Here is a 19,159-nt window from a genome sequence, read left to right on the forward strand (position 1 = left end):
CGGTGATCACCGACGAGGAGCGCGCTCGGTCGCCGCACAGCACGGAGCCGTGCAGCCGGGGTCGCAGCCGCAGCCGTCGGACGCGTCGTCGAGGCGGACCGGGGTGCAGCAGGTGTCGCCGTGGAGGGCGTTGCGGCCCTCCCGCACCGCGAGTACGGCGAGGGCCAGGGCCGCGGCCGGGTCGGCCCACCACCAGCCGAGGGCGGCGTTCAGGACCAGGCCGACGAGCACCGCGGCGGAGAGGTAGGTGCACAGCAGTGTCTGCCGCGAGTCGGCGACCGCGCTCGCCGAGCCCAGCTCGCGGCCGGCCCGGCGCTGGGCCAGGGACAGGAACGGCATCACGACGACGCTGAGCGCGACCAGCGCGATCCCGATCGTCGACCGCTCCGCCTCCCCGGCGCCCAGCAGCGCGCGCAGGGCCTCGACGGTCACGTACGCGGCCAGCGCGAAGAAGGACCCGGCGATGACCCGCAGCGCGGTCCGTTCCCGGCGTTGCGGGTCCGGACCGGCGAACTGCCACGCGACGGCGGCCGCGGAGCTGACCTCGATCACCGAGTCCAGGCCGAACCCGATCAGCGCGATCGAGCCCGCCAGCGTGCCGGAGGTGATCGCGACGACCGCCTCGACGACGTTGTACGAGATCGTCGCGGCCACGAGCAGCCTGATGCGCCGGCGCAGCACGGCCCGGCGCTCCGGGGACGCGGTGAGGCTCATGCCGGCTCCGCCTGCGCGGGCTCGCCGTGGACCGGGCACAGCGCGACCGCGTCGCCCGTCCCGGCCAGCAACCGTTCCGCGCTGCGCAGGAGGTCGATCAGCTCGGACCGGCTCAGCGAGTACCAGGACTGCCGCCCCTCGGTCCGCGAGTCGACGAGCCGGCAGTCCCGCAGGCAGGCCAGGTGCTTCGAGACGGTCGACTGCGCAAGGCCGAGGAGCCGGGTCAGGTCGACGACCCGGGCCTCGCCCTCGGCCAGCCGGGACACGATCGCGAGCCGGGCGGGGTCGCCGAGCGACCGGAACAGGGCGACGGCGGGCGTCACGTCGGGCGGGCAGCAATTCATCGCCACGCGGCGATGATAGTCGGGCGGGGCGATGAACGGGAGAGGCTCAGGACGGCGGCGGGACGGCTCCGAGCTGCACGAGGAGCCCGAGCATGTCGGTGCAGACCCAGCGCTCGACGCACCGGGCGTCGCGGAAGTGCAGGACGGTGATGCCCGGCAGCGCGATGTCGCGGCCCGTCGCGGGGATGCCCATGTAGTCGCCGTCGTGCCGGCCCGTCAGCGTGAAGCGGCTGACGAGCCGGTCGCCGTCGCCGAAGGTCTCGTGCAGCTCCAGGTGGTTCTCGGGGAAGGCCGCGAAGAGGCCCTCGTAGGCCGCGCGCACACCGACCTTGTCCAACGGCTCCGGCGACATGCCGTGCAGCCGGACGTCGTCGGCGTAGATCTCCAGGTAGCCGGCGAGGTCGCCGGCGTTCCAACGGTCGATGGCCCGGGCGAGCGCGGTCTCGTTGCGCGAACTCGTCGTCGTGGTCATCGAGGCCTCCTCGAGGGGAGCGACCGGTGGACGGGGCGCACACCGTACTGCGGCCGGACCGCCCCAGGCGAGGACGGTCAGTGCGCGAGCTTCAGCCCGACGACCCCGGCCACGATCGCGACCAGGCACAGCAGCCGGGCCACGCCGGCCGACTCGCCGAGCGCGAGGATGCCGTACAGGGCGGTCCCCACCGCCCCGATTCCGACCCAGATCGCGTAACCCGTGCCGACCGGGATCTCGCGGAGCGCGTACGCCAGCCCCGCCATGCTCGCCACCAGTGCCACGCCGAAGAGGACCGACGGGCCGATCCGGGTGAAGCCCCGCGACTGGGACAGGGCGGACGCCCACACGGTCTCCAGCACGCCCGACACGACCAGGACGATCCACGCCATCACACACCTCCGCGCGCGTCGTCTTGTCGTTCCGGGTACGACGCACTCGTCCGGGGGTGCCGCGGCAGCGGTTCCGTCCACGACGGTACCGGCGGTGCACGGGGCGAGGCAGCTCGTGGTGACGGACCTGACCGGAGGGCCCGCGCAGGCGTGACTCCGCGGCGCCCTACCCGTCGAGCTCCGAGTACATGCTCAGGACGTTCCCGTCCGGGTCGGTGAAGTCGAAGTAGTCCACCGCTCCGGGCACGTGTTCGAGCGGGCCGACGGCGACCCCGAGCTCCACCAGGCGCTCCCGCTCCCGCCGCGCGTCGTCCACGCCGAACCGCGTGACGACCTCGGCGCCGGATCGGGCGGTGGAGTCCGCGCCGAGCTGCAGCCACGCCGGACCGACCTTGAACTCCACGACGCCCTCCGCCGGCTCCAGATCCGGCTCGGCCAGCTGGAGGACGCGCCGGTACCAGGAGACGGCGCGGTCCAGGTCGCTGACGGGCAGCCCGACGGTCACGCTCGACACGTTCATTCCGGGCATTCTTCCCCGGCCGCGGAGGAGGGCGACAGGTCCTCACCGCCCCCACCTGCGACGACTGTTTAGGGAAGCCGGGGCCGCGTACCCTTCCGCTGCCCTGCGCCCGCTGTCTAGGTTCGTCCGATGCAGACCCGGATCATGGGCACGACGATGCCCGTCCTGGAGATCGCGATGGGTCCCGGCGAGCAGGTGATCGCCGAGGGCGGAGACGTGGCCTGGCTGTCCCCGGGGTTCGGCCTCGACACGTCGACCCGGTTCGGTTCGGGCGGCCGCGGCGGGTTCATGAGCGGCCTGAAACGGGCCCTCGGCGGCGGGCAGCTGTTCCTCACCGAGTACACCGCCCCGCGGGAAGGCGGGTTCGTCGCCTTCGCGACGGACCTGCCCGGCACGATCCGGGAACTCGAGGTGGACGCCGCCGACGAGTTCATGGTGCAGTCCGGCGCCTACATGGCCAGCACCCCGCAGGTCGAGGTGTCGGTCGGGCTGCAGAAGAAGCTCGGCGCCGGGATCTTCGGGGGCGCCGGCGTGGTGTTCCAGAAGCTGTCCGGCGCCGGTACCGCCTGGGTCCAGCTGGCGGGCGAGATCACCGAGTACGACCTCCCCGCCGGGCGGTCGATGCTGATCCACCCCGGCCACCTCGCCCTCTACCGGGCCGGCATGGAGCTCCAGTTCACCTCGGTGCGCGGGGTCAAGAACAAGCTGTTCGGGGACTCGCTGCTGCTGGCGGAGATCCACGGGCCCGGGCACGTCTGGCTCCAGTCGATGACCGCGGAGAAGCTCGCCTCGGCGATCGAGCCCTACCTGCCCGAGCGGCCCTCCTCGTCGTCCTCGGGCAACGGCTGATCCCCGGCCGGCTCGGACGGCCCACGTCCCGGGCCGTCCGGCACTGGCCTGCCCCGGCTGGCGCTCCGACCCTCGGACGTCGGTGCGCCGACGGGTGGCGCGCCCGTCGGCCAGGGAGGACGAGATGGGATCGATCGAGGTCAACGGCACGACGCTGTACTACGAGCTGCGCGGGGAGGGTCCCACGGTCCTGTTCATCTCGGGGGCGACCGGCGACGCCGGGCACTGGACCGAGGTGGCGGACGCGCTGGCCGACGAGTTCACCGTGCTGACCTATGACCGACGGGCCAACTCCCGGAGCCCGCGTCCGAAGGGCTGGACCGCGGCGCCGATGGACGAGCAGGGAGACGACGCCGCCGAGTTGCTCACGGCCCTCGACCTGGCTCCGGCCGTCGCGTACGGCAACAGCTCGGGAGCCATGATCCTCACCAGTCTCGCGCTGCGGCACCCCGAGGTTCTCCGCGGCGCCGTCCTCCACGAGCCGCCCTTCGCGGCCGTCGCGCCCGGTGGTCGGGCCGCGGGCGCGGAACTGCAGGTGCTCGTCGAGCAGGGAATGGCCGAGGGCGGCCCGCCTGCGGCGATGGAGAGGTTCCTCCGCTGGGTCCTCGGTGACGAGGCGTTCGAGTCGCTCGACGACGAACTCCGCGCCCGGATGCTGGGCAACGCCGAGGTCTTCTTCGGCCTCGAGCTCCCGGACGTGATGAGCTACCTGCCCACCGAGGAGGAGCTCGCCGAGGTGCGCGTGCCCTGCGTCGTCGCCGCAGGAAAGGACAACTCCGACCCGGCGGCGAAGCACCACTGGTTCAGCGAGGCCGGTCGTTGGTTGGCCGACCGGCTCGACGCCCCGTTCCTCGAGACGCCCGGTGCCCACGTTCCCCAGGTGACCCACCCCCGGGCTCTCGCGGAGGTGCTCCGACCCATCCTCCGCAAGCCGCCGGAGTCCACCCGCGCCGAGGCATAGCCATTCCACCTCGCGAGACGCGCGGAGCAGTCGTCCGACGTCGGTCAGCCCCGAGAGCCTCGGCGCCGAGGACGGGCGGACCGTCACGGGGCGCCGGGAACCGTCGCACGACGGCGGCGCGGCCTGGCACCTGATCCACCGCAGGATCGACCGATCGACCGCACACGTCGCTACCCGAGCTCCGAGGGCACCCGGTCCGTCGACGGCGGCGAGTCGAGGAGGGCGGCGCAGCGGGCGATCCCCTGCCTGATCATCCGGCCGTATCCGTCCACAGCCAGGGCGCCCACGGCCCGTTCGGCCCGCTCGAGGTGGCGGCGCGCCTGCTCGACGTCCCCGAGTCGGCGGTGGACGTCGGCCAGGTTGAGGTGCAGGGAGGGGTAGAAGCCGGCCACGGCGAGCGAGCGGTGGTGTTCCTGCGCCCGCTCGTCCGTGAGTTCGTCCACGGCCGCGAGCGCGCGGAGGTCCCAGCGCAGCTCCTCGGCGAGGTCCTCCTGCACGTCCGCCGCGTAGTGGGCGAGCGCGCAGCGGTGGAGTGGGTCGCCGGAGGGGCCGAGTCGCTCCCAGAGCTGCGCGAACCGCTCCCGCGCCTCCGCGAGCGCGCCGGCGTGCCCGCGCTCGACCACCTGCGCGATCTCCGCCATCACCGGGTCCGGCCGGTCCGTCATCCGGTCCTCCTCGTCCGCCTGCCCGGACCCTACGGAGGGGGCCCGACAGTTCCGGCGGATCGCGGCATCGGCGAGGATCATCGTCGTGACCCCGCTCCAGGCGCTGCTCGCCTTCGGTGCCGGGCTGGTCGTCGCCGTGGTCACCACCCCGGTCGGGGTGTCCGGGGCGGTGTTCCTGCTCCCCGTGCAGCTCGACCTGCTCCGCGTGCCGAGTCCGGCGGTCACCCCGACGAACCTGCTGTACAACGTCGTCGCGACCCCCGGCGCCCTGCTGCGTCACCACCGCACCGGTGCCCTCGGCGGCCCGCTCACCCGCCGGCTCGTCGCGGGCACGCTGCCCGGGGTCGTCGCCGGGACCCTGCTGCGGGTGTTCCTCGCCCCCGGTGACCGGGTGTTCCGCGTGCTCGCGGCCGCGCTGTTGCTCGCCGTGGGCATCTGGCTGTGCCTGCGCGGACGCGCCCGCCCGGCCCCTGCCCGCGAGCTGCGCGGGTGGGTCCTGACCGGGCTCGGGGCCGTCGTCGGGATCGTCGGCGGCGTCTACGGCATCGGAGGAGGGTCGCTCCTCGGGCCGATCCTCGTGGGCGCGGGCATGTCCGTGGCGGCCGTCGCCCCTGCGGCCCTGTCCGCCACGTTCGTCACCTCGGTGGCGGGCGTCACCACCTACGGCCTGGTCTCGCTGGTCGTCGAGGGTCCGGTGAGCCCCGACTGGGTCATCGGACTGTGCTGTGGCGCCGGCGGCCTGCTCGGCGGCTATCTCGGCGCCCGCCTCCAGCCCCACGTCCCGGAGGCGGCGCTGCGCGCACTGCTCGGCGTGCTCGCGATCGGGCTCGCGGTCACCTACCTCGTCCAGGCCGCCCGGGGCTGACCGGAAGCCGGCGCGGCGCCACGTCCCCGAGCGGCGGGGACAGGACGCGTCAGCCCGCGGTGGTGGCCGGGTATGTCGCCGGGAGGTCCAGGACCCGCGAGGTGCGGAGCCGCCAGATCAGGTAGGCGACGCCGAGCCGGGTGCGGCCGATGCCGTCGAACGGGTCGAACCCGACGACCTCCGTGAGCACGTCGAGCCGGGTCCGCAGCGTGCTGTGGTGCACCCCGGTCAGCCGGGCGGCCTGCCGGACCGATCCGGCGCGGACCAGCGCGTCGAGGGTGGCGGGACCCCAGGCGTGCCGCATGACCGCGTCGAGGGCGTCGACGTCCGGGAGGTCGAGATCGAGCGGGGCGTCGGCGAGCAGCTCGATCACCGCGCCGTACCGGTCGGCCGGCACACGGGGCACCTCCGGCGGCGTGCACAGCCGCAGCGCGACCACGGCGGTGCGGAACGAGCGGTGCAGCTGCTCCACCGTGCCGGGGACCCCGATGCCGGACGGGCTGGGGCCGCCCGACACCCGGTCCTCGGGCAGGACGAGCGCGTGGACCGGGCCGTACGGCGTGGCGACGACGTCCTCGGCGCCGGCCGGGTGCTCCTCCCACACCGCGAACAGCGGCGCGGCGAGCACGCGGTACCGGACGCCGGGGGACAGGTGCAGGCGCGCCGCCGCCGTCCGGCGCTCCTCGACGGGAAGGGAGCGGTCGAGCAGCAGGCCCAGCTCGCCGCGGTCCGCCTCCCGGCGGTCGCGTCCGTGCCGGACCCGCAGGGCGAAGGCCAGCCGCTCGAGGACGATCCCGTCGTTCGCCCCGGCCGGCCCCTCGCGCTCGAGCCACACCGTGAGCCCGTCGCCACGGACCGACGAGTCCGCCCGTGGGAGGGCACGGCCCTCGGCGATCTCGCCCGAGGGCGTGACCCGCACGCAGCGCGGCGGGAGGTCCTGGCAGAACCCGGCCGTGCAGCCCGCGAGCGAGGCGGCGGCGCCGAGCAGGCCGCGGGTGTCGACGTTGCCGACCACGAGCTCGTCGAAGCACGCGATCACCCGCAGGTCGACGCCGGCCGCGGGATCGAGGGTGGGGACGCGGCCCGGTAATCCCTGCACGACCACCTCTCCCCGTCGCTCCGACGGGACGAAGTGTAGTGGTGCGGATCACTCAGGAGGACCTGGTCGGTCGGCCGGGATCGCTCCGCCCGCCGCGGCCGGCGCACCGGCCGCGGCGGCGCCGGGGTCAGAGGGAGGCGTAGAGCGCGGTCTCGAAGTCGCCGTAGAGCTTCCAGGCCTCGTTCTCGGTGATGAACGGCAGCGAGTTGGTGTAGATCGAGGCACAGATCCCGGTGCTGCGGTCGACCCAGAAGTGCGTGTTGAACAACCCGGCCCAGGCGCCCGAGCCCGCCCGGCGGCGCCCCGGGACGTCCTCCGTGTTGAGCAGGAGCCCCAGGCCCCACTTCCAGCCCGGCCCCACGCGCAGGCTGTCGGTGATCGGCGGGTCGACGGTCGGGATCTCCGCGGGGAAGTCGAGGTCGCCGATCTGGTTGGTGAAGGCGGCGTCGACGGTCTGCTCGGTGAGGATGCGCGCGCCGTCGAGCTCGCCGCCGCGCAGCAGGGCGCGCTCGAAGCGGATGTAGTCGCGCGGGGTGGAGTAGAGGCCGTGGCCGCCGGCCCACCAGTCCGGCTCCTGCGGCAGCAGCTCACCGGCCGATGTCCAGTTCCCGTCCTCGCCCCGGACGTGCACCGTCACGCAGTTCTCGCGACGGTCGTCGTCGAGCAGGAACATCGTGTCGTCCATGCCCAGCGGGCCGGTGATGTTCTCCTTGATCACCACGTCCAGGCCCTGGCCGGCGACGGACTCCACGACCCTGCCCAGCCAGTCCGTGTTGATCCCGTAGACGTACTGCGTGCCCGGGTCGGCGACCAGCGGGGCCTTGAAGGCCTCGGCGCCGCCGAGGACGTTGGGCAGGCCGGTGACCTTCTGGTAGGTGTCCAGCGCCTCGTTCCAGAACCAGTACCCCAGCCCCGACGTGTGCGTGATCAGCTGCTTCACGGTGGCCCGGCTGCCGGCCGGGCGCAGCTTCGGGGTGTCGCCGTCGAAGCCCTCGAGGACCTGGATCTCGGCGAACTCGGGACGGTAGGTGTCCACGGGCGCGTCGAGCTCCAGCTCGCCCCGCTCGACCTGCTGCAACGCCGCGACCGTGGCGACCATCTTGGTCATCGACATGATCCGGAACTGGGTGGAGGTGCCCACCTCGTCGCCGCTCTCGCCGACGATCCGCGGCCCGGCCCCGCCCTCGTACAGGATCCCGTCGCGGTCCGCCGCGATCGCCGCGACGTGCGGCACCGCGCCGGCCTCGACCGCCTCCCGCAGGACCCGGTCGATGGCGCTTCCGTCGATGGCACTGAGCATGCTGACCTCCGGTGGTCGGCGGGGAGGGACCGCGCCCGTCGGGCGCGCGGTGTCTGCGGTGTCGATCGTGCCGAGCCGCCGGGGGACGCGGTACCGACGATCCTGCGCAGCTTCGGGTGCGACGCCCGCCATTCGGCGGGGTGTCGTGCCCGGCCCCGGAGCGGGACCATCGGGCTGTGGTCGAGGTCCGCGCCGCCGCGCCTGCAGACGCGGGTGCCATCGCGCGGGTGGTGGTCGACTCGTGGCGGCGGGCCTACGCGGGACTCCTGCCCGACGAGCTGCTCGCCGGGCTCTCGGTCGAGGACCGGCGGCGGATGTGGCGGGCGGTCCTGGACGCCGCTGCGCCCGGGGTCGCGGTCCTGGTGGCGGAGGACCGGGCCGGTCCGCTCGTCGTCGGGTTCGTGGCGGCCCGCTCCGACCCGGACGATCCGCGCCACGGGCAGCTCATGGCCCTCTACGTCGCGCCCGGGGCCTGGCGGCGCGGGATCGGCACGATGCTCCACGACGCGGCGCTGGACCACCTCGCCCGCCGTGGCGTCGAGCGGGCGACGCTGTGGGTGCTCGACGGCAACGAGCGCGCCGACGCCTTCTACCGCGCCCGCGGGTGGGTCCCGGACGGGCGGCGGCAGGTGGAGGAGTGGCTGGGCGGCGTCCTCCCCGAGCACGCGATGAGCATCGCGCTCCCGGACGGGCGAACCTGACGCCCGCTCAGACCGTCGCGCCGTTCCAGTGGATCTCCCCGTCCGGCCAGTCCTTCCGCCGGACGGGGAGGACGAGCGTGGTCGTGGAGATCTCGTCGACGAAGGGGTGGGGCTCGGTGGTGTCGTCGGGCGAGTGGACGGAGCGGCGCGGCGAGAGCCGGCACCAGCCGCCGCGCTCGTAGAAGGGGACGTGGTGCTCGGCGCACATCAGGATGCCGAAGGGCACGGCGAGGTCGTCGAGGAACTCCTGCACCCGCTCGAGCAGGGCCAGCCCGACGCCCTGCCGCTGCAGTCCCGGCCGCACCGCCACCAGGCCGACCACCGCGGCCAGCTGGTCCGCGCCGCCCACCTGCAGGAACCGGCGCAGGACGCCGGCGTGCGCGGCCGGGCCCTCGACGTCCCGCCCGACGACGCGCGCCTCGGGCCGGACGTAGGACCAGGTCCGCGACCCGGCGAAGAACTGCGGCAGGTGCGCGTAGGCCGCCCGGAGCAGGACCGCGAGCTCCGCGTGCTCGGGCATGCTGATCCGGCCCTCGCGACACGCACTCCACCGCACGCCCCGACCCTCGCAGACATCGCCGCCGGCGGCCGGATGGAGCGGACGTCGGCCGGTCACGAGCCGTGCTGATCACGGCGCGCGTTCGGGACCGGGCGGCCGCGGGGGACCACGCGGAGGCGCCTCCGTCTGCCGGATCGAGGGGTGTGCTCCACCGGACGCGTGAAGGACGGCCGAACGGGGTACAGCCGGATCATGACCATGGTCGAGGCGAACGAGAGGACGGACGTGGTCGGACGTCGCGCGGACGGCTCGCGGCCCGCCTCGCTCGTCGCCGCGTTCCGGGACGCCACCTGCCTGCCCGGTCTGCGCACGTGGCTGCGCGAGCAGCTCGCGCCGGCGGACGCCCTGCTCGACGCCGAGCTGGTCTGCACCGAGCTGGTGACCAACGCCGTCGAGCACGCGGGCGGGCCCCGGCGGGTGCGCGTGACCGTGCTCGACCGGGTCCGGATGCGCATCGAGGTCGACGACGCCGGGGCCGGTGCCCCGCTGACGGTCGGCGAGTCGAGGCTCGGCGCCCACCGCGGCCGCGGCCTGACGATCGTCAACGCGGTCGCCCACTGGGGCGTCCGCCGCACCCGGACCGGCAAGACCGTCTGGGCCACGCTCGAGCTGGCCTGACGACCGCGGGCCCGGTTCCGGACGATCTCGCCGATTTCCGGCACACCGTTTCCGTTCCGGCGCGGCGGGGTAGCCGAAACGTGATCGGGGTGGGCGAGACTCGGTGCCGGCACCGTGTAGCCGGGGGTCCGGTGCCCGCCACGACAGGGAGCTGCCTCGCGCGCGCAACTGGGGAGCTACGCGCGCACCCCCGGAGGTATCGCGGCCCGGCCGGCTCGACGGCGGCCGGGCCGCACCCCCGGGTTCAGGCGGTGTCCCGGGCGGCCGTGCGTCCCGCCCCGCGTCCGCTGAACAGGCAGCCGCCGAGGAAGGTGCCCTCCAGCGAGCGGTAGCCGTGCACGCCGCCCCCGCCGAAGCCCGCGACCTCGCCGGCGGCGAAGAGCCCCGGTACCGGTGTGCCCGCGGCGTCGAGCACCCGGCCGGACAGGTCCGTCTGCAGGCCCCCGAGCGTCTTGCGGGTCAGCACGTGCAGCTTGACGCCGATCAGCGGGCCCGCCTTCGGGTCCAGGATCCGGTGCGGGGTCGCCGTGCGACCGAGCCGGTCGCCCCGGTAGCGCCGCGCGTTGTGAATGGCGCTGACCTGCAGGTCCTTGGTGAACGGGTTGGACAGCTCGCGGTCGCGGGCCACGATCTGCCGCTCGATCTCGGCCGCGTCGAGCAGCGGCTCGGTCGTCAGCTTGTTCATCCCGTCGACGAGCTCGGCGAGCGTGCCGGCAACCACGAAGTCCTCGCCGCGCTCCTTGAACGCCTCGACGGGCGCGGGTGCGCCGGGGCGGATCCGGCCGAGCGTCGCCCGGACGTCCTTCTCGGTCAGATCGGGGTTCTGCTCGGAGCCCGAGAGCGCGAACTCCTTCTCGATGATCTTCTGCGTGAGCACGAACCACGAGTGGTCGTGACCGGTGGCGCGCAGGGTCTTCAGCGTGCCGAGCGTGTCGAAGCCGGGGAAGTTCGGGGCGGGCAGGCGCCGCCCGGTCGCGTCGAGCCAGATCGACGACGGGCCGGGCAGGATCCGGATGCCGTGCCCGGCCCAGACCGGGGTGTGGTTGCGGACGCCCTCCGTGTAGTGCCACATCCGGTCCCGGTTGACGATCCGCCCGCCCGCCGCCTCGGTGATCGCCAGCATCCGGCCGTCGACGTGCGCGGGCACGCCGGTGACCATGTGCTCCGGCGGTGTGCCGAGCCGGGCCGGCCAGTTCGCGCGGATCAGGTCGTGGTTCGCGCCGATCCCGCCGGAGGTCACGATCACCGCCTGGGCCCGCAGCTCGAACGTCCCGGTCTCCGTGCGCGTGCTCGCCACCCCGCGTGCCGCCGGGCTGGGCTCGAGCACGACGCCCGACACGCCGTCGACCACCCCGCCGGTGGTGGTCAGGGCGTCGACGCGGTGCCGGAACCGCAGCTCGACGAGGCCGGCGCGCTCGGCGTCCCGCACCGCCGTCGCGAACGGCTCGACCAGGCCCGGCCCGGTGCCCCAGGTGACGTGGAAGCGCGGGACGGAGTTGCCGTGCCCGTCGGCGAGGTAGCCGCCGCGCTCGGCCCAGCCGACCAGCGGGAACCAGCGCACGCCGAGCCCGTGCAGCCAGGCGCGCTTCTCCCCGGAGGCGAAGTCGACGTAGGCGGTGGCCCACTGCCGGGCCCAGAAGTCCTCGCCGGCGGGGTCGTCGACCGCGCGGTCGAAACCCGCGCTGCCCAGCCAGTCCTGCAGCGCCAGCTCGGCGGAGTCGCGGATCCCCATCCGGCGCTGCTCGGGGGAGTCGACGAGGAACAGCCCGCCGAAGGACCAGAACGCCTGACCGCCCAGGTTCGTCTCGGGTTCCTGGTCGACGAGGACGACCCGGCGGCCCGCGGCCGCGAGCTCCGCGGTCGCGACGAGACCCGCCAGCCCGGCCCCCACGACGATCACGTCGGCGTTCATGCGCTCACCCTGGCCCTGCGCGGGCCCGGCGGCAATACGGACAATCCGTACCCGCCGATGAGTTCGGCGCCCCGCCGGGGTCGGCCCTCGTGACACCGATCCGAGGAGGAGACCCATGACCCTGCCGGAGATCGTGACCCGCGAGGAGTGGCGGGCCGCCCGGGTGGCGCTGCTGGAGCGGGAGAAGGAGCTGACCCGGGCGCGGGACGCGCTCAGCGCCGACCGCCGGCGGCTGCCGATGGTGGAGGTCGAGAAGGACTACGTGTTCACGGGGCCGTCGGGCGAGGTGGGCCTGCCCGACCTGTTCGAGGGCCGCCTGCAGCTGCTCGTTGGGCACTTCATGTTCGCGCCCGAGTGGGAGGAGGGCTGCCCCAGCTGCACCGCGGGCGCCGACGAGGTCAACGACGGGCTGCGCGCCCACCTCGCCGCCCGGGACACCACGCTGGCCTACGTCTCGCGTGCGCCGATCGCGAAGATCCAGCGGTACAAGGAGAGCCGCGGCTGGAGCTTCCCCTGGTACTCGTCGTACGGCAGCGACTTCAACTACGACTTCCACGTCACGCTCGACCCGGCCGTCGCGCCCGTCGAGTACAACTTCCGCACACCGGAGGAGCACGCGGCGGCCGGCACGGGCTACTACGTCGAGGGCGAGTACCCGATCGAGGGGCCCGGCCTGTCCTGCTTCCTGCACGACGGCGGCCGCGTCTTCCACACCTATTCGCAGTACGCCCGGGGTGCCGAGTGGACCGGCGGCTCCTACGCCTACCTGGATCTCACCGCGCTGGGCCGGCAGGAGGAGTGGGAGGAGCCGAAGGGCCGGTCGGCCGCGGCCCGCCGGACGGGACCGAGCTTCGCGAGCTGAGCCGGCGCGGCGCACGGTCGTCGTTTCGACGTACGTCCGTCCGGGACGAGTAACGCCGATCCCTCACCACACGAGGTATGGGCACACCGCGTGTTGCTGGGGAGCGAACACGCGCTGCCGGGCGCCGCGATCCGAACCCTCGGGAGGATCGCGGCGCCCCCCTTCCGTGCCCGGGATTCCCCGGTGCGGAGTACCTCCCGCGTACCTACCGCGCCGGGCGGTCCTTCTCGGTGGTCCGCGCCGCGAGCGGGCCCTTCGAGCGGCGCTGCAGCCAGCCACCGGCCTGCCGCAGCGTGCGGCTCACGGTGTTGGGCCCGCGCCGGTTCTCGATCACGGTCGCGAGCTTGCCCGCCAGCCAGCCGCCGAGCGGTACGGCGATCGCGAGGATCAGCCACATCCGCAGCCGGCGGGAGAAGAAGGCCCACATCGGTCCGGTCGCTCCTGGAGGTCGTGCCCGCGCGTTCCGCGGGCGGGACCGTGAGGGTAGGGCGCCGGGGGACCGGCCGCGACCGCGGAGATCCACCCCGCGGTCCCGGCGCGGAGGCAGCGCGCGCCGTGGTCGAGGCCGGGCTGCGACGTCCCGCGACCGAGGGGTGACCGAGCGGCGTCCGGGTCGTTGCACGGGGAAGGAGAGCGGCCCGTGACGGCCGCGGTCGACGGCGACCGCGACCGGGCCGCACGGCGCGGGTCGGCCGGCCCGCGCGAACGGAAGGACCACGTCGTGCCGAACCTCGGTGGCTGGGAGATCGTCATCCTCGTCGGTGTGCTGCTGCTCCTCTTCGGGGCGAAGCGGCTGCCGACCATGGCCCGCTCCGTCGGGCAGAGCGCCCGCATCTTCAAGGGCGAGATGCGCGGTCTGCGCGAGGAGGGGCCCGCGCCCACGGTGGACGCCCAGCCGCCGGCCCCGACGGCCGCCCTGCCCGTCGTCGCGGGGGAGGCCGGCACGACGGCCGGTGCGGCGGCCCCGGCCAAGGACCAGGTCGCCTGACGGGGTCAGGAGCCGAGCACCGCGCTGCGGGCCGGGTCCTCCGAGCGCCAGGCCGCCAGCCCGGTCTCGACGAGGGGGACCCGGACCAGCCCCGCCACCTCGTCCAGCGGGACCCACGCCGCCATGTCGGTGGTGCCGCCGACCTCGTGGCGCAGCTCACCGCCGACCACGTGGGCGGCGTAGACCACCCGGATCCCGAACAGGTCCAGCGGCTCGCCCGAGAGGCTCACCGCCTCGGGGAAGTGCACCGAGTCGACGGTGAGCAGCCGGTCGAGCGCGACCGTGAAGCCGGTCTCCTCCTCGACCTCCCGCACCGCCCCGGCGCGCGGGTCCTCGCCGTGGTGCAGCCCGCCGCCGGGCAGCGTCCACTCGGGGCCCCGCGGCCCGGTCCAGCGCGCCAGCAGCACCTGCCCGTCCTCGACGCAGACCGCGTAGGCGGCGGGCCGGACGAGCCGGCGGGGCGCGGGATCGCGGGCGGGTTCGGGGTGCGGCACAGGCCGAACCTAGCGCGCGGCACCGGGTGACCTTCCCGACGCCTTCAAGATCCCTCTGACCTGCGGATCCTCGGTACCGTGTACCGGGTGTCGGCAGACCGTCCGATCGTCCTCGGCGTGCTGATGTACGTCGTGGTCGCCGCCGCGCCGACGCTCCTCATCTGGGCCGTGGCGCGCGGCCTCCCCGTGCTGCTCGGCCTGCCCGGCCTGCTGCGCAGGCTGTGCCGCCGCGACGGCCCGCCCGTGGCCACCGGGCAGTCCTTCGAGTCGCTGGTCGCCGACCTGCACCGGCTGCGCCGCGAGGTGCGCGGCCGGGAGCCGACGACCCGGGTCCGTCGGGTCGCCCTGCTGGCCGCCTACGACGACGTCCTCCACGACCTCTGCCGGGCCGTCGGCGTCGCGCGCCCGCCGCTGTCCGAGGTCCCGGAGCGCGAGCGGCCCTTCGCCCGCCTGCAGACCGAGGCGGCGATCGAGGAGGCCGGCGTGGTGCTCGACCCGCCGGATCGGGGTACCGCGGCCGCGTGACCGCCGCCCCGTCGGGCGAGCTGGGTAAAGTCGTCTTTACCGAGCGGGAACCGATCGGGGCCCGCCGGCGTTGGACCATGTAGCGCGGCGAGACACGCGACGAGGAGGAACCGGTGCGCACCACCAGCAACCCGGCGTTCCGCAACCTGCCATCGGGGCAGGGCGGCGGCTACGCCACCTTCGACCGCCAGGGCGGCGGCATGTTGGGCGGCGGGGCCGCCTACGCCGACTCCCAGGCCGCGCGCGCCGGATACGGTCGGGCGGGCGCGGGCGAGCGGCCGCTGACCGTCGACGACGTGGTGATCAAGACCGCGATCAGCGGCGGTGTCGCCCTGGTCGCGGGCATCCTGACGGCGTGGTCCGGCCTCTTCGGCCTGGCCCTTCCCGCGATCATCGTCGGCTTCGTCGTGTCGCTGATCGTGATCTTCAAGCAGAGCACCAACCCGTTCCTGGTGCTGCTGTACTCGGCGTCCATGGGTGTCGCGCTCGGCGCGATCACCGGGGCGCTCGAGTTCTCCGGCACGAACTTCCAGGGGATCGGCTTCCAGGCGGTCGTCGGCACCGCCGGCGTGTTCGTCGGCATGCTGATCGTCTACAAGACCGGCGCGGTGAAGGTCACCCCGAAGTTCACCAAGTGGCTGACCGGCGCCCTGTTCGGCGTCGTGATCCTCATGCTGGCGAACCTGGTGGTGAGCTTCTTCACCACCGGCGGGCTGGGCCTGCGGGACGGGTCGCCGTTGGCCTACCTGTTCAGCATCGTCTGCATCGGCGTGGCCGCGTTCAGCCTGATGCTGGACTTCGACATGGCCGACCGGGCCGTGAAGGAGGGCGCGCCGGCGAAGTTCGCCTGGTACATCGCCTTCGGCCTGATGACCACCCTGGTCTGGCTGTACATCGAGATCCTGCGGCTGCTGAGCTACCTGCGGCAGGAATGAGTCGGGCGATCCGGGGCACACCCGGATGACGGCCGGGGTCCCCCTCCTCCCGGTCGGGTGGGCGCCGCGGGCCTTCGGGCCGGCCCGCGGCGCTCCGTCGTTCTCAGCACCGCCGCGGTCTTCCTGACGGCTGCTGTCAGGGATCCGCGGGACCCTTGCGGCCATGGCCTCCTGGAAGGACGTCGAGGAGCAGGCTCCCGAGCTGGCCGCACGGGCCCGCCGGCTCTTCGACGCACACGTGCACAAGACCATCGCCACGCTGCGGGCGGACGGCGCGCCGCGGATCTCCGGCATCGAGGCGCAGTTCGAGGCGGGCGAGCTGGTCTTCGGCTCGATGCCGGACTCGCGCAAGGGCGCGGACCTGCGCCGCGACCCGCGGTTCGCCCTGCACAGCACCTCCGTGGACCCGCCGGAGGGCGCGCCGGCGGCGTGGGAGGGCGACGCGAAGATCGCGGGCCGGGCGGTGCCGACCGGACCGTTGTCCGGCGAGGCCTCCGGCGACGCCTTCCGCGCCGACGTCACCGAGGTCGTGGTGACGAGGCTGAACGAGGCCGCGGACCGGCTCGTCGTCGAGTTCTGGCGGGAGGGCGCGGGGGTGCGGCGCGTAGAGCGCGAGTGAGGCCCCGGGATCCGGGCCGGTCATCCGAGCGCGGTGCCGTGCGGCCGGCTGCCGCACGGCACCGCGCTCACCCCTCGTTCAGCCAGGTCCTGAGCTTGGCGAGCGCGCGGTGCTGCGCCACCCGCACCGCGCCGGGTGTCGAGCGGACGGCGGCGGCCGTCTCCTCCGCGGACAGCTCCCCGAGCACGCGGAGCACCACGATCTCCCGCTGCTGGGCGGGCAGTCGGTCGATCAGCGCCATCAGCTCCGTCATCTGGGAGGAGCCCACCGCGGTGGCCTCGGGCCCGGCCCGCACGTCCGGGGCCTCCGGCAGGTCGTCCGACGGGGCGGAGCGGTCCCGGGCCGCCGAGCGGTAGGCGTCGGCCACCTTGTTGCGCGCGATCCCGTACGCGAAGGCCATGAACGGCGTGTCCAGGTCCCGGTAGCGCGGCAGGGCCGTGCAGAGCGCCACCACCACCTCCTGGGCGACGTCCTCGGGGGTCGCGAGTCCCGGCGCGCGGTGGCCGAGCCGGCCGCGGCAGTAGCGCACGAGCAGCGGGTTCGCGGTGCGGAGCAGGGCGTCCAGCGCGCGTCGGTCCCCGTCGGCGGCGAACCGGGCGAGCTCGGTGAGGTGGGCGTCCAGGTCGGCCGGGGACTCGGCGACGCGGCGCCCGCGGTGCCGGCCCGCGGTCCACGGCCCCTCCTCCCCTCGGGACCCGTCCGCCTCGCCCGCGTGCACGCGCCGTCCGCCTCCTCGCCTGCGCTGCGGGGGCACGGGACGGGGCGGGGCCCGCGGCGCCCGGCGGTGGTGGGCGCCGCGGGTGCTCGTGACCGGGCCCTCGGGCCCGGACGGGGAGCGCGCGACCGGCGGGCGACGACGGCGTGCCCCTCCGGCCGCCGCCCGTGTCGGAACCCCGGAATCTAGTCCGATCGGGCGGCCTGCGTGCTCCGGAAAGGGGTCCTGCCGGGTACTCGTACAACTTCGTACACCTGAGCGGAGCCCCGGTCAGGTCATCCCGCACGGATGCCGGACGACGCACGGGACCGCGGCGCCGCCCTAAGCTCCCGGCACCCGGGGACGGCCCCCGGGCGCACGTCGGGGGGAGCCGGGGATGCCGCTGCCGTCCGGTGACCCGGACGCCGTCGTCGACCGGGCCGGGCTCGCCGAGCAGCTGGGCCGGATGAAGGACGCCAGCGAGCTGAGCTTCCGGGCGCTGGCGAAGCGGACCCAGGAGTCGGGTGTGCCGCTGCTGCCCTTCACCACCGTCCGCGACTACGTCCAGGGCCGCTCGCTGCCCTCCGCGGTGCGCCTCGACGCCCTTCTCACCGCGTTCGGCGTGCCGTCCGGTGATCCCGTGCGCGAGCGCTGGCGGGCCGCCCTGCGGCGGGCGGCCGCGGCGCCGGTGAAGCCGCCGCCCGGGCTCCGCCCGTATCCCGGGACCGGGCCGGTCGACGGGGTGCTGCCCGGCCGGGCGGACCTGGTGGAGGAGGTCGTCGCGCGGGTCCACGCGGTGCGGCCGACGGGCGAGGTCGTCGTCGTGACCGGGCCGTCCGGGGCGGGGACGAGCTCGCTGCTGCGGGCAGGGGTGCGGCCGGCGCTGGAGGGCGTCGTCGCGACGCCGGAACCCGGCCCCGACCGCGTCGGGCGGCTCCGCGCCCTGCTCGGCGACGCGACGACCCTGCTGGTCGACGACGTGCACCGCGAGGCCGAGGCCGCCGCACTACGGGACCTGCTCGCGGCGGTGCCGCCCGGTCGCCTCGTGCTGCTCGGCGTCCGGGAGGAGGCCCTCGCCGCCCTGGGCGATCTCGCGCTGGATCCCGTGCGGGTGTGCGGGATGTCCGCGGCGCGGCTGCGCGAGGTCGTCACCGCACCCGCCCGCGCCGCCGGTTTCCCGGCCGCCGACGGGCTGGCCGAGCTCGTGCTCGGTGAGCTCGAGCTCGCGCCGGACGCCCCGTCGTCGCCCTCCGGGGCCCTGCCCCTGCTCGGCGTGGCCCTGGCCGCGGCGTGGGAGCGCACCGCCACGGCGGGTGGCCCGGAGATCACGATCGCGCACTACCGCGCGGCCGGCGGCGTGTACGGCGCGGTGGCCCGCACGGCGGAGGCGGCGTACGAGGCGCTCCCGCCGGAGCGGCGCACGCTGGTCCGCCCGCTGCTGCTGCGGCTGGTGCGGGTGCCGGGGACGGCCGGCGTCGCCGACGCGGTACGGCGGCGCATCCGCCGGTTCGGACTCACCCACGGGCTCGACGCCGGGGCGGCCGCGGAGATCGACGCGACCGTCGAGGCGCTGGTCGCCGCGCGGATCCTGGTGGCGGGGGAGGGCACGTTGGAGCTCGCCCACGACGTCGTGCTGCGGGCCTGGCCGCGACTGGCCGGCTGGGTGCGCGAGGACCGCGAGCGGCCCGCGCGCGGCATCGTGACGGACGGGGCGCGGATCTGGCACGACAGCGGCCGGGACGAGGGGACGCTCCTCGGTGGGCGTGTGCTGGCGGAGGCGGAGGCGTTCGCCGCGGCGGAGCCCGGCGGGCTCTATCCGCTCGAGCGGGAGTACCTGGCCGCGAGCCGGGCGCGGGAGACCGCCCGCACGGGTCCGACCCGGCGGTTGCGGGTGGCCGTCGCGGTGCTCGCCGTGCTGCTCGTGGTCGCGGTGGCGGCCACGGTCTACGCGCTCACCCGCGCTCCCGCCGACCGGACCGGGCACGGCGGCCCGTCGTCGCGCGGGGCCGGGACGGTGGCCGCCGCGGCCGGGCCGGAACCGCGCGTCCCGTCGCCCTGAGCGATCGGGCAC

General features: G+C 74.9%; 24 protein-coding genes and 1 riboswitch. Of the genes, 11 read left to right on the forward strand and 13 right to left on the reverse strand.

The features are described from left to right. Positions 1–6 precede the first annotated feature (6 nt). The 5 genes from ABD990_RS25840 to ABD990_RS25860 form a co-directional block, all read right to left on the reverse strand. The gene (locus ABD990_RS25840; RefSeq protein WP_345383343.1) at positions 7–714 is read right to left on the reverse strand and encodes a cation efflux transmembrane domain-containing protein; all 708 of its coding nucleotides are present in this window, start codon (positions 712–714) and stop codon (positions 7–9) included. Then, a complete protein-coding gene (locus tag ABD990_RS25845) occupies positions 711–1,058 on the reverse strand; it encodes an ArsR/SmtB family transcription factor (protein ID WP_345383432.1) in 348 nt (115 codons plus the stop codon). The genes ABD990_RS25840 and ABD990_RS25845 overlap by 4 nt, the downstream gene beginning before the upstream one ends. A gap of 46 nt (positions 1,059–1,104) precedes the next feature. Next, positions 1,105–1,530: an ester cyclase gene (locus ABD990_RS25850; RefSeq protein WP_345383344.1), complete on the reverse strand. Its 426-nt coding sequence runs from the start codon at positions 1,528–1,530 to the stop codon at positions 1,105–1,107. 77 nt (positions 1,531–1,607) lie between these two features. Continuing rightward, complete coding sequence (locus tag ABD990_RS25855) at positions 1,608–1,922, reverse strand: DMT family transporter (RefSeq protein WP_345383345.1); 315 nt, start codon at positions 1,920–1,922, stop codon at positions 1,608–1,610. Between the two features lie 12 nt (positions 1,923–1,934). Further along, positions 1,935–1,994: riboswitch (guanidine-III (ykkC-III) riboswitch) on the reverse strand. Between the two features lie 94 nt (positions 1,995–2,088). Continuing rightward, positions 2,089–2,442: a VOC family protein gene (locus ABD990_RS25860; RefSeq protein WP_345383346.1), complete on the reverse strand. Its 354-nt coding sequence runs from the start codon at positions 2,440–2,442 to the stop codon at positions 2,089–2,091. 129 nt (positions 2,443–2,571) lie between these two features. On the opposite strand from ABD990_RS25860, the gene ABD990_RS25865 reads away from it, so the two are divergent. Next, positions 2,572–3,291, forward strand: a complete 720-nt coding sequence (locus tag ABD990_RS25865) for a TIGR00266 family protein (RefSeq protein WP_345383347.1) — start codon at positions 2,572–2,574, stop codon at positions 3,289–3,291. 124 nt (positions 3,292–3,415) lie between these two features. Beyond that, complete coding sequence (locus tag ABD990_RS25870) at positions 3,416–4,252, forward strand: alpha/beta fold hydrolase (RefSeq protein WP_345383348.1); 837 nt, start codon at positions 3,416–3,418, stop codon at positions 4,250–4,252. Positions 4,253–4,422: 170 nt separating this feature from the next. Here ABD990_RS25870 and ABD990_RS25875 read toward each other — a convergent pair whose 3' ends face one another. Beyond that, complete coding sequence (locus ABD990_RS25875) at positions 4,423–4,917, reverse strand: hypothetical protein (RefSeq protein WP_345383349.1); 495 nt, start codon at positions 4,915–4,917, stop codon at positions 4,423–4,425. Between the two features lie 85 nt (positions 4,918–5,002). Here ABD990_RS25875 and ABD990_RS25880 point away from each other — a divergent pair, with 85 nt between their 5' ends. Next, positions 5,003–5,782, forward strand: coding sequence for a TSUP family transporter (locus ABD990_RS25880; protein ID WP_345383350.1), 780 nt, complete (start codon positions 5,003–5,005; stop codon positions 5,780–5,782). Between the two features lie 49 nt (positions 5,783–5,831). On the opposite strand, the gene ABD990_RS25885 is transcribed toward ABD990_RS25880, so the two are convergent. Both ABD990_RS25885 and ABD990_RS25890 read right to left on the reverse strand, forming a co-directional pair. Beyond that, positions 5,832–6,881 carry a helix-turn-helix domain-containing protein gene (locus ABD990_RS25885; protein WP_345383351.1) on the reverse strand — a complete coding sequence of 350 codons (1,050 nt, stop codon included), beginning with the start codon at positions 6,879–6,881 and terminating at the stop codon, positions 5,832–5,834. A gap of 127 nt (positions 6,882–7,008) precedes the next feature. Further along, the gene (locus ABD990_RS25890; RefSeq protein ID WP_345383352.1) at positions 7,009–8,181 is read right to left on the reverse strand and encodes a serine hydrolase domain-containing protein; all 1,173 of its coding nucleotides are present in this window, start codon (positions 8,179–8,181) and stop codon (positions 7,009–7,011) included. Between the two features lie 176 nt (positions 8,182–8,357). Here ABD990_RS25890 and ABD990_RS25895 point away from each other — a divergent pair, with 176 nt between their 5' ends. After that, entirely contained in the window at positions 8,358–8,882 is a 525-nt protein-coding gene (locus tag ABD990_RS25895; protein ID WP_345383353.1) for a GNAT family N-acetyltransferase, read from the forward strand. 7 nt (positions 8,883–8,889) lie between these two features. On the opposite strand, the gene ABD990_RS25900 is transcribed toward ABD990_RS25895, so the two are convergent. Beyond that, positions 8,890–9,498 (reverse strand): GNAT family N-acetyltransferase, encoded by a 609-nt coding sequence (locus ABD990_RS25900; RefSeq protein WP_345383354.1) that lies wholly within the window; start codon positions 9,496–9,498, stop codon positions 8,890–8,892. Positions 9,499–9,633: 135 nt separating this feature from the next. Between ABD990_RS25900 and ABD990_RS25905 the strand changes: the two genes are divergently transcribed. Continuing rightward, positions 9,634–10,059 carry an ATP-binding protein gene (locus tag ABD990_RS25905; protein ID WP_345383355.1) on the forward strand — a complete coding sequence of 142 codons (426 nt, stop codon included), beginning with the start codon at positions 9,634–9,636 and terminating at the stop codon, positions 10,057–10,059. A gap of 244 nt (positions 10,060–10,303) precedes the next feature. Here ABD990_RS25905 and ABD990_RS25910 read toward each other — a convergent pair whose 3' ends face one another. After that, a complete protein-coding gene (locus ABD990_RS25910) occupies positions 10,304–11,971 on the reverse strand; it encodes an FAD-binding dehydrogenase (RefSeq protein ID WP_345383356.1) in 1,668 nt (555 codons plus the stop codon). A gap of 115 nt (positions 11,972–12,086) precedes the next feature. Here ABD990_RS25910 and ABD990_RS25915 point away from each other — a divergent pair, with 115 nt between their 5' ends. Further along, positions 12,087–12,833, forward strand: coding sequence for a DUF899 domain-containing protein (locus ABD990_RS25915; RefSeq protein ID WP_345383357.1), 747 nt, complete (start codon positions 12,087–12,089; stop codon positions 12,831–12,833). Positions 12,834–13,038: 205 nt separating this feature from the next. Here ABD990_RS25915 and ABD990_RS25920 read toward each other — a convergent pair whose 3' ends face one another. Continuing rightward, positions 13,039–13,260: a hypothetical protein gene (locus tag ABD990_RS25920; RefSeq protein ID WP_345383358.1), complete on the reverse strand. Its 222-nt coding sequence runs from the start codon at positions 13,258–13,260 to the stop codon at positions 13,039–13,041. Positions 13,261–13,554: 294 nt separating this feature from the next. Between ABD990_RS25920 and tatA the strand changes: the two genes are divergently transcribed. Continuing rightward, positions 13,555–13,821 (forward strand): Sec-independent protein translocase subunit TatA, encoded by a 267-nt coding sequence (tatA, locus tag ABD990_RS25925; protein ID WP_345383433.1) that lies wholly within the window; start codon positions 13,555–13,557, stop codon positions 13,819–13,821. 5 nt (positions 13,822–13,826) lie between these two features. On the opposite strand, the gene ABD990_RS25930 is transcribed toward tatA, so the two are convergent. Continuing rightward, on the reverse strand, positions 13,827–14,315 hold the full coding sequence (locus ABD990_RS25930) for an NUDIX hydrolase (protein ID WP_345383359.1): 489 nt from the start codon (positions 14,313–14,315) through the stop codon (positions 13,827–13,829). 87 nt (positions 14,316–14,402) lie between these two features. On the opposite strand from ABD990_RS25930, the gene ABD990_RS25935 reads away from it, so the two are divergent. The 3 genes from ABD990_RS25935 (at position 14,403) to ABD990_RS25945 (ending at position 16,394) form a co-directional block, all read left to right on the forward strand. Further along, the gene (locus tag ABD990_RS25935; protein WP_345383360.1) at positions 14,403–14,840 is read left to right on the forward strand and encodes a hypothetical protein; all 438 of its coding nucleotides are present in this window, start codon (positions 14,403–14,405) and stop codon (positions 14,838–14,840) included. 113 nt (positions 14,841–14,953) lie between these two features. Continuing rightward, positions 14,954–15,775 (forward strand): Bax inhibitor-1/YccA family protein, encoded by an 822-nt coding sequence (locus tag ABD990_RS25940; RefSeq protein ID WP_345383361.1) that lies wholly within the window; start codon positions 14,954–14,956, stop codon positions 15,773–15,775. A gap of 163 nt (positions 15,776–15,938) precedes the next feature. Then, positions 15,939–16,394 carry a pyridoxamine 5'-phosphate oxidase family protein gene (locus tag ABD990_RS25945; RefSeq protein WP_345383362.1) on the forward strand — a complete coding sequence of 152 codons (456 nt, stop codon included), beginning with the start codon at positions 15,939–15,941 and terminating at the stop codon, positions 16,392–16,394. 67 nt (positions 16,395–16,461) lie between these two features. Here ABD990_RS25945 and shbA read toward each other — a convergent pair whose 3' ends face one another. Continuing rightward, entirely contained in the window at positions 16,462–17,016 is a 555-nt protein-coding gene (gene shbA, locus ABD990_RS25950) for an RNA polymerase sigma factor ShbA (RefSeq protein WP_425569663.1), read from the reverse strand. Between the two features lie 469 nt (positions 17,017–17,485). On the opposite strand from shbA, the gene ABD990_RS25955 reads away from it, so the two are divergent. Further along, positions 17,486–19,147, forward strand: a complete 1,662-nt coding sequence (locus tag ABD990_RS25955) for an nSTAND1 domain-containing NTPase (RefSeq protein WP_345383364.1) — start codon at positions 17,486–17,488, stop codon at positions 19,145–19,147. Positions 19,148–19,159 lie beyond the last annotated feature (12 nt).

It is taken from the genome of Pseudonocardia yuanmonensis (assembly GCF_039542425.1).
Classification (GTDB): Bacteria; Actinomycetota; Actinomycetes; order Mycobacteriales; family Pseudonocardiaceae; genus Pseudonocardia; species Pseudonocardia yuanmonensis.

Coding starts and splice junctions, on each gene's coding strand:
- ABD990_RS25840 (WP_345383343.1), bottom strand. CDS start 714: ATGAGCCTCACCGCGTCCCCGGAGCGCCGGGCCGTGCTGCGCCGGCGC.
- ABD990_RS25845 (WP_345383432.1), bottom strand. CDS start 1,058: ATGAATTGCTGCCCGCCCGACGTGACGCCCGCCGTCGCCCTGTTCCGG.
- ABD990_RS25850 (WP_345383344.1), bottom strand. CDS start 1,530: ATGACCACGACGACGAGTTCGCGCAACGAGACCGCGCTCGCCCGGGCC.
- ABD990_RS25855 (WP_345383345.1), bottom strand. CDS start 1,922: ATGGCGTGGATCGTCCTGGTCGTGTCGGGCGTGCTGGAGACCGTGTGG.
- ABD990_RS25860 (WP_345383346.1), bottom strand. CDS start 2,442: ATGAACGTGTCGAGCGTGACCGTCGGGCTGCCCGTCAGCGACCTGGAC.
- ABD990_RS25865 (WP_345383347.1), top strand. CDS start 2,572: ATGCAGACCCGGATCATGGGCACGACGATGCCCGTCCTGGAGATCGCG.
- ABD990_RS25870 (WP_345383348.1), top strand. CDS start 3,416: ATGGGATCGATCGAGGTCAACGGCACGACGCTGTACTACGAGCTGCGC.
- ABD990_RS25875 (WP_345383349.1), bottom strand. CDS start 4,917: ATGACGGACCGGCCGGACCCGGTGATGGCGGAGATCGCGCAGGTGGTC.
- ABD990_RS25890 (WP_345383352.1), bottom strand. CDS start 8,181: ATGCTCAGTGCCATCGACGGAAGCGCCATCGACCGGGTCCTGCGGGAG.
- ABD990_RS25905 (WP_345383355.1), top strand. CDS start 9,634: ATGACCATGGTCGAGGCGAACGAGAGGACGGACGTGGTCGGACGTCGC.
- ABD990_RS25910 (WP_345383356.1), bottom strand. CDS start 11,971: ATGAACGCCGACGTGATCGTCGTGGGGGCCGGGCTGGCGGGTCTCGTC.
- ABD990_RS25915 (WP_345383357.1), top strand. CDS start 12,087: ATGACCCTGCCGGAGATCGTGACCCGCGAGGAGTGGCGGGCCGCCCGG.
- ABD990_RS25920 (WP_345383358.1), bottom strand. CDS start 13,260: ATGTGGGCCTTCTTCTCCCGCCGGCTGCGGATGTGGCTGATCCTCGCG.
- ABD990_RS25945 (WP_345383362.1), top strand. CDS start 15,939: ATGGCCTCCTGGAAGGACGTCGAGGAGCAGGCTCCCGAGCTGGCCGCA.
- ABD990_RS25955 (WP_345383364.1), top strand. CDS start 17,486: ATGCCGCTGCCGTCCGGTGACCCGGACGCCGTCGTCGACCGGGCCGGG.